Origin of the sequence: Spiroplasma endosymbiont of Nomada ruficornis (genome assembly GCF_964030795.1) — a bacterium.
GTDB lineage: Bacteria > Bacillota_I > Bacilli_A > Mycoplasmatales > VBWQ01 > Spiroplasma_E > Spiroplasma_E ixodetis_A.
In genome coordinates, this window is sequence record NZ_OZ034962.1 from 867925 (window position 1) to 881991 (window position 14067).

Sequence of the window (14067 nt, forward strand, 5' to 3'; positions counted from 1 at the left end):
TAATTTTTTTTAAAAAATAAGGAGTAAATATGGCTTTTATTAGTAGTTATGGACAATTAAATAAAAAATATAATCTTAATTTTAGTGATAATAATTATGGTTTTAGTTGAGATATTTTTAAAGAATTTGTTGGTGATGAATGAGCAGAATATTTTACTACTAATTGTTTTTATCGTTTTGTTCCAACAGCACGTGGAACAAGAAAAACTTGAAACTGTTTAGCATTTGATTTATTTATATGTTGTAATTTTAGAGATAGTAGTGTTCAAGAAGTAAGAAGATATGAAAATACTCATAGTGAAACTACAATTGGTGCTTTAATGAATGTTTGTCAAGTTTTATTAGATACATATAATATTAATTTATTACCTAATAATCCACATGGCATTAAATGAAAAATTACTAAGGATGGGGGATTTATTATCTTTCCAAGTAATCAACAAATTGACTTTATTGGTTATGCTAATGGTAATAAGATTTTTGGAAAAGAAGCAGGTGGGTCAAGTTTTTTAGGTTCAAGAACAGATGAAATTATTATGGCAGAAGAAAAAGAAACATTAACTGAAAAACAATTAACATATCGATATGAACGTTTACAAAACTCTATGTTTAGAAGTAATCGTATTAAAGTATCAAATAAAACTATTAAAGAGTGAAGTTGAACATTTATTGATAAAAATATATATAGTTCTACCTTTGGACAAAAGATTACTCGTTATTTTTATAAAAGTTTTTTCATTACTTTTACATGTAATCCTTATGATAAATATCATCCATTTTATTTAAAATACTGTACACCATTTTTACCATTAAATGATGAAGTCATGAAAAATCTTAAAAAAGTTGGTAAAGTTTATTATGAAAATAAAGATATGTTTAGTGGTTTAGGTTTATTTGTTTTAAGATTTACTATTCAACCATTTTGAAATAAATTACCTGACATTCAACAAAGAACATTATTAGAAATGGACAAAAGTAATCCAGATGAATATAATACTGTTTATTATGGTTTTGAATTTTTAGATAGCGATGCAACAATTTTCCCATTTCAAAAAACAGTAAAATATTGACAATCATATGATTTAAAACAATTTTATAATCAAGAAAAAGAAATGTATAAATTTGATTTTTATAGTGTTGGTATTGATTGAGCTACGGGACCAAAAGACCATACTGTATTTATGGTAGTTGGTTTTAAAGAATATAATAATACTGGTTATTATGATGCTTATATTATTTGTGAATTAGTAGTTACACCAAATGACTTTATAAATGAAAATGAAAAAATTAATGCTTATGTTAATGAAATTTTAGGATTAATGGATAATTTTGAAAATTTTGAACAAGCAATTTATTTTTATGATGATAAAGCACGAACTGCCATTGATTGATTAAATCAAAAATTAATCGATGAACATAATACTATTCTAATAACACAAACTGCTATTAAACATGCTTCAAATTTAAATCAAGAAGCAGGATTAACTAATAGAGTGGTTTGAATGAGAAATATTATGAGTTATGGAAATTTTTATGCAAATAAAGATGATTTACCAAAAACAACTCAATGTTTAGAAGAATTACGTTATGATGAAACAAAAACTAATATTCCTGACAAAAATATGTATCAAGACCCATATGATGCTTTGTTTTATTCACTGTATCCATATAAAAATGTAATTAGGGGTAAAAATAATGCTACTGTGAAAAAAAGTATCTTCACATTTGCTATATAATAAACAAATACAATTCAATTAATAGTATAGGTATCAAAAAATAAAAACCTTTAATTTAGGCGTTATTTTGTTTTTAAAAGCATACTTGTAAAAATAATCAAAAATAGTACAATTTAAAAGTAAAATCAAGGAAAAAAGGAGTAATTTAATATGAAAACATGAATAAAAACAAATTTAAGTAAAATAACATTAGCATTCGCACTAACTGGTGCTACAACCGGAACAATAGGATTAATCATGGGGGGTGCTTACCCATGAAAATAATAAACTTAAATATTATTTAACACCAGATGGAAAAGCAATATATGTAACAAGTATTATATGATGAAATAAAGCAATAAGCCCCAATAAAACAGAATTATATTTTGCATGAAAACCTACTAATAAAGAAGACGTAAAATGAGATGGAAATTATACTACTGGATATTTTAGTAATTAAATTTCTAGATTTATATAAGAAATATTTTCATTATATTTATCAAATAAATTAATATTTTGTAAGTTTATTTCTGGTTTATCAGTAATTAAAATTAAATCATAATTACCAGCACCAAATATTCCACTAATTTCAATTCGATTTAAGTTATTAATCGGATTTTCAATTTGCAATTCAAATTCGTTATTATTATCAATTTGTGAAATTTCTTTATAAAATTCTAATTTTGAAAATAACTGAAATTTATTTGAACCATATAAATTTAAAGAATTTTCAATTTTACTTTTATCAATAACTACTCTTGTAAAATATTTTCCATATTCACCATTACCTAATGTTCAATCTGCTGGGATTAGTGACGGTATATTATTAGTTTCTAATTCATTTGTAATAGATAATCAATTTAATTGATTATCATCTAATTTAAATAATTCATTTTGACTAATATCAATATTTTTTAATTTAATATTATTGATATCTATAAAATCAAAATATGCAGATTTTAATGTTACTTTTGCATCTTTAAAATTTCAAACTTCACCACTATCTGTATGTATAGGATTTGATTTTAATTCGAAATAATATGGTAATAAAATTTTATTATCATCATTTAAACCTTTATTAATTGACATATTTGAATCAATATTATGTGATAACATAATTATTAATTGTTTAAATATTTTTACTTGCTCTAAGTTAATATAATTTGGATAATCTAATTTTCATTGTTTGAATAAATTAGTAATAACATCATCGGGTTTTTGTCCTTCAAATTTTTGTCTTAATTCTGCTATTTTATTTTAGGATTTCCATTTTCATATATAGCACCATCAAAGTTTCTATTATAATTATATGTATAAGTTAGCATATCTAATAATACTTTTTGTAAACTATCAACTGGTGGTTTATCTTTTATTTCTAATTCAACATCTTTAAATTCATCATTTGTAGCAATACTTGTATATGTTGTACCTAATGCATCATGAATTTTTCATACTTCTTTATCTTTCAGTTCTCCTTTTTCTTTTAATGGTCATTGTCCAAAATCATGAGAACTTATAAAATAACCTAATCAAGCATTAGTTACTCTGGCATTATTAATAATTTCTTTTCTTGTTTCTTTACCACCACCAATAGCAATTAAATCTAAAACTGATTTTTCTTGCCCTATAAATTGTTTTGCTAATTTTCAAGGTAAAATTTGTTCACTAAATCATTGTTGTAATATTCTAACTTTTGGTTGAGTTTCAATAGGCATTGATAATAGCGGAAATGCTATCTTATCTTTGACAAATAACTTTGGGTATACTTCCATATTATCAACTTCACCAAGTACCTTTATATTGCCAAAAATCATGCTTCTGGGTGATTTAATTTTTAAACCAATTACTTTTGTGTCTTTATCTAATGGTTTTTGTAATTTAATAATGATTGGATAACCATATCTTGTTTTAAAATCTTTAATTTTAATAATAGTAATACTTTTAGTACTTCTTGTTTTTGGATTTTGATAAGGTTGTGAATAATTATTAATGATATATAAATTATCAATATTATTTTCAGTTAAAGGTTCATTAATAGATACAGCATATAATTTAAATTGATTTAATAAATTTATTTCTTGGAATATTAAGTTTTTAATATCAGTCATACTATATTCAATAGTATTATCATTAATATTAGTACTTGCTCTTTGATTTAATTGCATAGTAAAATCAGATGTTTCAACAGCAGTAGTTGTTAATACTTTATCAATATCAATAAAACCTATTTTAATAGTATTTGCTGAAAATTTTAAACTATTATTTTCATTATTTTTAAATAAACGTTCAATTTCATAAATATAAATTGTTCTTTTTTTAAATTCATCATATGCTCTATTAATATCAGGGTCACTAGTAGCACCCATCATATTTGTAAAATCATAAGGAATATTATCAATTAAATAATCATTTTCTACTTCTGCTTGATTAAGTTTAGTTTGTTTCTGTGGAAACTTCGTTTGTGCTTTGTTGTTGTTTTCCATTGTTTTCTCCTATTAATTGGTTATTTTCGGGATTAAATAATTTTAATTTAACTGTTAAGTTATTAATTTCTTGTTCATCATTAATATTAAATGTTTTACTATTTAATAAATCTTTATCTAAACGTACTAATATTTGAATAAATTTAAGAATATCAATATTAAATTGTCATAATTTTTGTTCAATATAATTAATAGTTGAAATATTTACTGCTGTACTTTCGGGAACTGATTGTTGTGCAGATTTTTTTTGACTTGGTATATGAATACCACAACGTTTAAATATTTCATTAACATTTCAATCGTATATATCAGTTAAATTTTTACCTTTAAAATTACTACTTGTCATATTGATATTTTTACTTTTTTCATTATTATCACCAGTAGTTTTTCAAATATAATTGTTAGTAACTAATATTCTTACGGCTTCATCCATTGTAGATTTAGCATTACCATAAGTTTGGTCAAAAATAAATTTTGGTGAGTTTAAAATAGTATCTAAAACAATTTGTTCATCAATAACATCTAATGCTTTAATTTTATCCATTACTTTATTACAATCTGCTAACTCATTTGCTTTATTTCTCATAATTGCTATTGGAATATAATTGATATTTAATGTTTGTTCTTGTTGTAAATTAGGATTATTACTATATTGTTTAAAAGGTAAAGGAAATTGTTTTTTATTATCACTAATACTATAAATTGCACGATTAATAGTTACTTGTTCATTATTTAATTTATAAACTTCAAATAATCTTACTGTTTGTGCATTTTGTTGATAACTATCATAAAAATAGTACATTGAATTAATTTACCAGTAATATCATAAATTCTTTTCTGTATATCTACTACTTGAAAATGCTAAATTGTAAAGGTAAGTGTAACTAAATTATTTTTCTATCCCAATATTCGATTGGTGAAAGATAATTTAGTATTTTTCTCGGTCTTTGATTTAAAGACAATATAAATTTATGCACTTCATTTTTATTAGTTTTTGAAAAAATAAATTTTTTAGGAATTTTTTCTCTAATTAAACCATTAGTATTTTCATTAGTACCTCTTTGTCAAGGTGAATATGGATTGGCAAAATAAATTTTTACATCTAAATTTTTTTCAAGTTGTTGTCAATTTGAAAATTCTTTGCCACGATCAAAAGTAATAGTTTTAACAATGTTTTTAGGAAGAATTGATAAATAATAACTTACATTTTTATTAATAACTTTAGTAGTTCTGTTTTTAACTAATATTGCTAAAGTAAATCGTGATACTCTTTCAACTAAAGTTATTAAACATGATTTGCTTTTACCTCGTGATGATACTATAGTATCTCCTTCTCAATGACCAAGTGTTATACGATCATTAACATTTATATCTCGTTCTTTAATTGATTTACCATTAAACTTGCCACGATTTTCTTTAGATTTTCGTTTTTTACCTTTTCTTCTTAAATTTTTACTAGTAACTTTATCAAGCATTCCAAAATAAATTCAAGTATAAATTGTTTTAAAACTAATAACTCACTCTTTATGAAAATTTTTAATTCTGCCATAAATTTGTTCAGGTGATCAACCTAATAGTAATTTTTGTTGTACATATTTTACTAAATTCTTATTTTTAAACTTATGAAAACTAATATGTGATTGTTTTCGATTTTCAGCTTTATTTTGTGCAATTAATGAAAAATAATGATTATTATCTTTATTTCTATTAATTTCTCGAATAATAGTACTAATACTTCGATTAAGATTTTTAGCTATTTCACTAATTTTAAATTTAAATTTCAATTGATTCTCAATATAAATCCTTTCATCTATGCCAAGATGTTTATAACTCATATAAAAACTCCTTACTTTTTTCTAAACTAAATTTAGCATTATGAAATTTTTATATGAGAATTTTTTGCAATTTTATTTACTTGCACTTACAAGTATAATTCAGCATTTTATTTCATGGAATAGCAATATAACCCATACCTATACTAACAACAAATACTAACGGTTTAATTGCAACTATTCCTAAAACTACAATACTAGGAATTAATCCTAAAAATAAGCCAAATGTAATACATCCAGTTAATACCAAAAATTTTAAAATTCATAGCATATATTTTCTCATTTTAAACACCACCTAGTGTATAAGCATAAAAGAATAATCCCAATTTAAACTTGCTCTATCTAAATTAATCTCCGACATATTATCATCATTTAAATCAACATCAACCATACTGTCATTTGTACTTTGATAATCATTAACACTACCATTAATTAATCTTGCTCTTTCATCTGTAAATACTTCTTGTAATTCCGTACTATTATATGTACTTCCCAAAGGTAACAATAAAGTATTAATAATCTCACTTGCACCAGCAATTATGGTAGGTACTGCATAAGCATTATTAAAATCATGATTTATACCCATAGCAACACCACTTGAAATTAAACAACCACCAGTTGCCATATTACAAATTTTTCTTATTGCTTCCAATTTATTAGGTATTAACTCAGTTATTCCACTAATAAGATTTGATATACCAAAACTATTTAAAGATATATAAGTATCTCAATCTACAAAAGGATTATCAACTATCGGTTTAACAGTTGTAAATGGTGGATACGTTGGTTTAGGTGGTTCAGTTGGACAAGGTGGTCAAAAACAAGGTTCATCTCTTAATAAAGACACAGACTTATCTACATACTGAACAAACTTAGCATAATTAATTAAACCAATTGTTCCTAAACCTAAAAATATCTTTTTATAACTATTAATAACTTTATTTTTAGTAGTTGGTCTTTGATTAATATTCCATATATCAATTCCTAACTTTTTACTAAATAACAAAGAATTTATAGAACCCAAAATCGGGTCTTTTAAATATTGACCATAGTAAGCACTAACTCCTACCATAGCACTTAATGGACTTAATCCAGTTCTTAATATTTTAGTCAAAGTATAATTACTAGTTTGTTCTAAATCATTAGGCATAAATAAAACTCCTTACTTATATACTAATAAGGAGCTTATTTATGAATTATAATCTAATCAATTGGGGCTTAATGAAAAATATATAATCCATATATAAGCCCCTTATTTAATTTTTATTTATTTCTTTTATTCTCTTTTCTTATTCGTTCCATTTCATTAGCAACTCTGTAACACATTTCACAACCATATACTCGCTCATAAGTCCAATCACTACACTTATGTCTCATAATTTAAATTACTTTCTTGTTGTCTCATTGATTTATTTAAAGCAATATCTAATATACAATTTGGACAATAATATTTTCTAGTATATAAGTTTTGTAAAACTCTTTTAGGACAAATAACTTGGTCACAAAGTTTACACATATAAATTGCTAAATGAAATGCTTGTTCACATGAACAATTATCATTTTTAGCCATAATTTAAATTTAACTCCTAACATATTAATAATTATTTAAAATTACCCTTTTAATAAATAACTATTTTCAATTAGAAAGTTTTTTAATATTACCGCTTAAATCAAGTTCAAGTGAATAAAAATTACCAACTTTTAAATTAACAGTAGATAAACAATTATTAAAATCACTAGCAAATTCCGGATTATATCATTTATCACGTGTTTGACCAGTTGGCACGCTCGTTTGTTTATTTATTTCTACAAACTTCAAAACATCAAACTTTAATGTTTGACCTTTATTATTTTTATCGGGAATAATACGCCCTTTTTCAATATTAACTAATTGAACTTTAAACATAAAAAAACTTAACCTCCGAACTTTAAGCGAACTAACGCTAGATTAAGATAATGGATATTAATGATCTTAATTATAAATATAACATAAAATTTAAAAAATACAATTAAAATAAAAAAATAGATATTAGTAAAAAGTTCGGTAATTACTAATATCCATTAACCATTATATATATATATACATATATATACAAGTAAAATTATAGAAAAATTAAGTTTTTTTTCTAATGTAAAACTTTTTTCCTAAAATCTATTTTTTCAACTTTATCACCAAAAACTTTATTAACCCAAGTCAAAACATCTCTATCTTTTTGAATTAAATAACCAATCTCGCTAGTCCGTAAATAATCCTTATATGATAAAGCACTTAAATATACATATCGTTCATAATCTTCATACTCTTTAAAATAATCATTTACAACAGTACTTTCAATAATACCACCAATCATAACCGTATCACCATTACTATCTCTTTGAGTTTTAAAATAAAACACATTTGTTGCATTAAAACTTGCTTTAATTATATCTGCAATTGTTAATTTCTTAATACCACGAACTACAATAGGATTTTTGCAATTACGACTAAAAGCATAAGCCTTTACACCTACATCAGTTTGATTTAAAGACTTAACATCATCTATCGCTTTTGTAACATATTTTCCTAAATATTTAATAACAAATTCATTAGTACCTTTTTTAACTACTCTTAAATCATTAAAACCATGAGTTCATCATTCTGCTAACATACTTTTATGTATCTTTCTATTGAAAATTATATGAAAATGTATAGCACCACGAGACTGATACTCATAAACATAAAAATATTTTAATTCTCCTAAATGCGAAAAACGTTTAGGGTCATTTCATCATTTCTTTAATTTAATAAAAAATAAACGAATATCTTTCTTTGCTTTTTTAACATCTTGCATATTATTACTATAAGTTAAAGTAACAAAACTTAACATCTTACTATTATAAAAATTATGTAATGCTTTTTGAATTAAATTAGTTTTAGTACGAACTGTACTATTTCTTAATTTTTGTTTATTACCAACATAAGATTTACCTTTCTTATTTCCAATATTATTCAAAAATGAAATAGGTAATACTACATTTTTCACATAACAAGCATAGAAAATTTTTTTAATATAAAAATCTTGTTGCATATATAAAAATCCGAACTTTATTAATAATTTCATATATTTATTTAATAAAATAATCTTAACATAAAAAATTATAAAATCAAACATAAACAAAAACGTTACTTAATTAATAAATATTATTATACAATAAATTTTTCTTAAATAAATATAATCACAAAATTTTACACTTTTTTATTGTTTATTATACAATGACTTACGCATTCTAAATCTTAATTTAATTGGTACACCCTGAAAACCAAATCGTTCACGAATTTGATTAATTAAAAAACGTTCATAAGAAAAATGACATCGTTGTGGATCATTTACCATTAAAATAAAAGTAGGCGGATTTTTTTCAACCTGTGTTGTGTAATATATCTTTAATCTACCACCTTTAAAGTAGGGCGGCTCATTAATTAATTGAGCTTTATTAATTATTTCATTAAGAATACTTGTTTTAATTCTTAAATTCATATTAACTAATACTTCATTAATAGTAGCAAATAAAGTATGAATTCTAGTATTTTCTAAAGCAGATAAATATACAACAAAAGAATACTCAAGGTATTTAAATTTTTCTTTTATTTTTTGAGTAAACTCTTGCATTGTTTTTTTATTTTTTTTAACTAAATCTCATTTATTAACAATAATAATAACTGGCTTATCTAAATTTTTTGCCATTCCTGCTATTGTTAAATCTTGTTCTTGAATTTCAACACTACCATCTAATAAAAACAAAACAATATCACTACGTTCAATAGCATTAGTAGTTCTAATTAAACTATATTTTTCTAAATCTTCAGTAATTTTTCCTTTTCTACGAATTCCAGCAGTATCAATAACACAATATTGTTTTTTATTATAAACAAAATTACTATCAATAGCATCAGTTGTTGTTCCTGCTATTGGTGAAACAATAACTCTATTCTCTTGAAGAATAGTATTAACTAAACTTGATTTACCAACATTGGGACGACCAATAATTGCTAAATTAATATGTTCTTTTTTTTCTGTATGAACCTCTTTTGGTAATTTAGTAATTATCATATCTAATAAATCACCAAAACCAACACCATGACTAGCAGATACTAAAATTGGTTCGCCAAAGCCAACTTTTAAATAATCATAAATTTTATCATTATCGTTTTGAACATTATCATATTTATTTGCAATAATAATAACCGGTTTCTTAGTTCTGTATAATAATTTAGCAATATCTTCATCTTCGTGAGTTAGACCTTCTTGATAAGAACAAACAAATAAAACAATATCAGCCTCAGCTAAAGCAATATTAACTTGTTGATTGATTTGTTGAGTAAAATTAGTAATCGTTTTAGTAATACCACCCGTATCAATAATCACAAAATTTTGTGTTAATCATTCACCAATGCCATAAATTCGATCTCTAGTTGCTCCAGGCATATCTTCAATTATTGCTACTTTTTTTTGTAATATACGATTAAAAATTGAAGATTTACCAACATTAGGGCGTCCTACAATTACTACTTTTGGTAACTTATTCATTTTATTCAAATCCTTATATTTAAAATATTATTTTTTATGACTAAAGTAATTATCATATAAAACTTTTAATTTATCAACGGTCGTTTGTAAATTATAATCACTATTATCTAAAATAACTGCATCTTCAACAATTACTAGTTGACCAGTGCTACGAGTTTTATCAACATTATCACGAATTACCATATCGTTATATACTTGTTCTTGTGTAATATTAATACCCTCTTTAATATACTGTTTATATCTTCTTTCACTACGAGCGTGTAAACTAGAAGTTAAAAAAATCTTTAATTGAGCATCAGGTAAAACAACACTACTAATATCTCTGCCAACGACAATAAAGCCTTGACTTCTAACCATTTCTTGAATTCTAGCAACCATAACTTTTCTAACTTCAGATAACGAAGCAATTATTGGTACTTTACTAGTAACATTTTTATCATAAATTTCTTCTGTTGGTGGTTGATCATTAAATAAAAAATGACCATTAACTCATCTTATATCAAAAAGTTGTAATGCTGCAAGTATTAAATCTTCACTTTCAAAAGCAATTTTGTTTTTTAAACAATAATTAGTAAAGCTACGATACATAATTCCTGTATCCATAAATTGATAATCAATTTTTTTAGAAAGTAAATATGCTGCTGCTGATTTACCACTAGCTGCTGGACCATCTATTGCAATATTAATCTTTGGGTACATTGTTTTTCTCCATTCTCTACTTAATAAATAATATTAATGATAATACTAACACGACTATTAAAATTAAACAAATAATGATAATACTAAATACTGTTAAACTTCACTTATAGTTATTCTTAATTTTAACTTTTTGTAATTCATCTTGAAAATTATTATGTTCTTGATTAATTTCTTTTAGTTCTTTATTAAGATCACTATTATTTATTTTATACTTTTTATATTTAAATTCTAAATTTTTAACAAAATTTTTGACATCATGAATTTTACTTTCTAAGTCTTTTTGAAATTCATTTATTTTATTATGCATACTATTAATTAACGTTTGATATTCCAAGTTAGTACTTATTAATGGCACATCAACTATTTCAAAATAAATATTTTCGCTATATTTTTTTAAAATATTATTAATATTTTCTAACATATTTTCCAATATTAATTTATCATTATCATCTAAATGTTGTTCATTATTTTTAATAAAATAATTTTCAAAATTAACTAAATTTAAATCAGAATTTAATTTTTGAAAAATTGGCTCAAAATATGATTTATCAATTTTTATTAGTTGCTGATAATAATTTTCTATTTTTTGTTCTTGTTCTCAAAGCTTACTATTTTCTTTAATTTCTTTAGCAATTTGTTCACGTAAACTTTTATACTTTTCCATTCTTGTCATTAAAGCACCCACAAATTAATATTTAAAAAATTCCAATATTGATTTATTTTTAATAGTAATGATAATTTTCTTGATTATAACATAAATATATAAAATCATTATAATATACAAATTTAACTATTGATAATATTGATAATATTTTAAAAAATAATTGTTTTTACTTAGTTTTCTTTTAAACATTATTAAAAATAATAGGGACGGTAACAAAAACGGAGGATATAATTACTTTTTAAACATTTCTTTAAAATTATAGACAAGAAATAATTGTAATTATATGCAATTGTAAATTTATCTTACTACTAAATTAAATGAATTGCAATTAAAATACAAATATTAAAAAAATGAAAAATAAAATTAATATTTATACACAACAAAAATTCTTATTAACTTTTAATTTAATAAGTTTTCAAAATTTTAATAAAAAAATAAATTAAGTTATATTTTTAAATTTATTTGATTACATTTAAAAATAACCATTTTAATATAAATATTTATGTTATAAGTTCTATTACCAAGCATTTCTTTTAAAATATGTCAAATATTACCTTCTGTAAAACAACCTATATTTCACTTTGCACCTTGATTTTCAATACCTTGTTTATTATTTTTAAAATATTGTTTTTTTAATTTTTTGTGATTTTTTAATATTTCATTCATATATTTTATTAACTCATCATATTGACCATTTTCAATAAAATTTCTACAAATCTTATATTCATCTCAATATTTTCCTTTATTTCCAGCGATTATTCCAACATATAATTTTTTAACTAAATGGAATTTATCTAAAACAAAACTTGCACCTAAATAATTAGCAACTTCTTTAATTCATCCTGCACTATCTCCACAAATAATTATTTTTGCTTGGTCAAAATTTTCAAAAAATCTATTTCCTTGTTCTTTAATAAATTCAGCAGTTTTTTTAACACCAATTGCTGTTTTTGTTGGTCTTATTATTACATCTGCTCTTTTATTAACTAATTTATGATTAACATTATCTGTACAAAATAATACTGAACGCATTGAATATTTACCAGAATTGCGTTTAAATTTTCAAAATTTTCGATGTCCATCATCAATACTAATATAAATAAATTGATTTAGTTCTAATTTTATTTTAGGAACATCTAATTTATTAACTTGATATTCTTGAAATAATCTACTAATACTTGTTGTACTAAATTTTGTTTGCTTCATAGTATGTAAAATATCAACATATCTTTTTCCATCAGCAAAATGTTCAATAACATTATTTTTTATATCCTGACAAGTTCTTTTATATTTAGGTAATTCTAATTCTTCATCTAATAAACAAACTCTTACTCATTTTTTTAATTGTTCATCATAATATTTATAATCACGACATTTATAAGTAACAAGACCATTGATAGTATTTCTAGTTCTTTCTTTAATTTTAACTGGAATATATTTTATATCTCGTTCTTTTAATATTCTTCAATCTGTTTTTTCTCATTGATTTTTTATATCATCTCTAAATGATTGATACATTCTTTTTGTTGCTTCTTTTAAAGTTCATAAATAATTAAAACTCATATTTTTTCTCCTAACTATTTTAAAAAATTCTAAATTTATTGTAAATATATTTAAAAAATTAATTTACTTAATTATTATATAAATATATAAGTGTAATTTTAAATAAAATAAAAATTATTTAAAAAACCACTTTCATATTTAAAATATAATAAACAATTTCAATATAATTAATAGTATAGGTCTCATAAAATAAAGGCCTTTAATTTAGGCTTTATTTTGCATTTAAAAGTATACTTTTAAAAATAATCAAAAATAGTACAATTTGTAAGTAAAATCAATGAAAAAAGGAGAATTTATGAGTAAAAAAAGATGTAAGACAAAAATAAAAATGAAAAAACCAAAAAAAACAAAATAAATTTAAAAATCAAAATCATGAAATACTTGTAAATAAATATGAAGTTGAAAATACTAAACTTATTTTTTGTCAAAAAGAAGGATGTTTTAAAGAATGAACTAATGTTATAGATATAGATGAATTTGGTAAATTTTTTTTCTGTCATAAACATGCAAATGAATATGAAGAAGAGTTACCAAGTATTATAG

15 protein-coding genes are annotated in these 14067 nt (G+C 22.9%); 2 read left to right on the top strand and 13 right to left on the bottom strand.

All coding sequences use genetic code 4. From position 1 onward, the window contains the following. Positions 1 to 29: 29 nt before the first annotated feature. Positions 30 to 1736 carry a hypothetical protein gene (locus AAHM79_RS05290; protein ID WP_342257261.1) on the top strand — a complete coding sequence of 569 codons (1707 nt, stop codon included), beginning with the start codon at positions 30 to 32 and terminating at the stop codon, positions 1734 to 1736. 244 nt (positions 1737 to 1980) lie between these two features. Continuing rightward, positions 1981 to 2175 carry a hypothetical protein gene (locus tag AAHM79_RS05295; RefSeq protein WP_342257262.1) on the top strand — a complete coding sequence of 65 codons (195 nt, stop codon included), beginning with the start codon at positions 1981 to 1983 and terminating at the stop codon, positions 2173 to 2175. On the opposite strand, the gene AAHM79_RS05300 is transcribed toward AAHM79_RS05295, so the two are convergent. From AAHM79_RS05300 to AAHM79_RS05360, 13 genes are all read right to left on the bottom strand, one after another. Beyond that, positions 2172 to 2804: a hypothetical protein gene (locus AAHM79_RS05300; protein WP_342257263.1), complete on the bottom strand. Its 633-nt coding sequence runs from the start codon at positions 2802 to 2804 to the stop codon at positions 2172 to 2174. The genes AAHM79_RS05295 and AAHM79_RS05300 overlap by 4 nt on opposite strands. Before the next feature lie 158 nt (positions 2805 to 2962). Continuing rightward, positions 2963 to 4198 (bottom strand): hypothetical protein, encoded by a 1236-nt coding sequence (locus AAHM79_RS05305; RefSeq protein ID WP_342257264.1) that lies wholly within the window; start codon positions 4196 to 4198, stop codon positions 2963 to 2965. Continuing rightward, a complete protein-coding gene (locus AAHM79_RS05310) occupies positions 4149 to 5000 on the bottom strand; it encodes a hypothetical protein (protein WP_342257265.1) in 852 nt (283 codons plus the stop codon). Before AAHM79_RS05310 ends, AAHM79_RS05305 begins: the two co-directional genes overlap by 50 nt. An 82-nt stretch (positions 5001 to 5082) precedes the next feature. After that, complete coding sequence (locus tag AAHM79_RS05315) at positions 5083 to 6033, bottom strand: IS30 family transposase (RefSeq protein WP_342257266.1); 951 nt, start codon at positions 6031 to 6033, stop codon at positions 5083 to 5085. Between the two features lie 76 nt (positions 6034 to 6109). Then, the gene (locus AAHM79_RS05320; protein ID WP_342257267.1) at positions 6110 to 6301 is read right to left on the bottom strand and encodes a hypothetical protein; all 192 of its coding nucleotides are present in this window, start codon (positions 6299 to 6301) and stop codon (positions 6110 to 6112) included. 24 nt (positions 6302 to 6325) lie between these two features. Beyond that, positions 6326 to 7180 (bottom strand): hypothetical protein, encoded by an 855-nt coding sequence (locus AAHM79_RS05325; RefSeq protein ID WP_342257268.1) that lies wholly within the window; start codon positions 7178 to 7180, stop codon positions 6326 to 6328. A 216-nt stretch (positions 7181 to 7396) separates the two neighbouring features. Further along, positions 7397 to 7600: a hypothetical protein gene (locus AAHM79_RS05330; RefSeq protein WP_342257269.1), complete on the bottom strand. Its 204-nt coding sequence runs from the start codon at positions 7598 to 7600 to the stop codon at positions 7397 to 7399. A gap of 60 nt (positions 7601 to 7660) precedes the next feature. Continuing rightward, positions 7661 to 7936, bottom strand: a complete 276-nt coding sequence (locus AAHM79_RS05335) for a hypothetical protein (protein WP_342257270.1) — start codon at positions 7934 to 7936, stop codon at positions 7661 to 7663. 220 nt (positions 7937 to 8156) lie between these two features. Further along, positions 8157 to 9098 carry a rolling circle replication-associated protein gene (locus AAHM79_RS05340; RefSeq protein ID WP_342257271.1) on the bottom strand — a complete coding sequence of 314 codons (942 nt, stop codon included), beginning with the start codon at positions 9096 to 9098 and terminating at the stop codon, positions 8157 to 8159. 168 nt (positions 9099 to 9266) lie between these two features. Then, a complete protein-coding gene (gene der, locus AAHM79_RS05345; RefSeq protein ID WP_342257272.1) occupies positions 9267 to 10598 on the bottom strand; it encodes a ribosome biogenesis GTPase Der in 1332 nt (443 codons plus the stop codon). Positions 10599 to 10625: 27 nt separating this feature from the next. Then, positions 10626 to 11297 carry a (d)CMP kinase gene (cmk, locus tag AAHM79_RS05350; protein WP_252320710.1) on the bottom strand — a complete coding sequence of 224 codons (672 nt, stop codon included), beginning with the start codon at positions 11295 to 11297 and terminating at the stop codon, positions 10626 to 10628. A gap of 16 nt (positions 11298 to 11313) precedes the next feature. After that, positions 11314 to 11970, bottom strand: coding sequence for a hypothetical protein (locus tag AAHM79_RS05355; protein WP_342257273.1), 657 nt, complete (start codon positions 11968 to 11970; stop codon positions 11314 to 11316). A 435-nt stretch (positions 11971 to 12405) separates the two neighbouring features. Continuing rightward, on the bottom strand, positions 12406 to 13524 hold the full coding sequence (locus AAHM79_RS05360) for an Mbov_0401 family ICE element transposase-like protein (RefSeq protein ID WP_342257274.1): 1119 nt from the start codon (positions 13522 to 13524) through the stop codon (positions 12406 to 12408). Positions 13525 to 14067 lie beyond the last annotated feature (543 nt).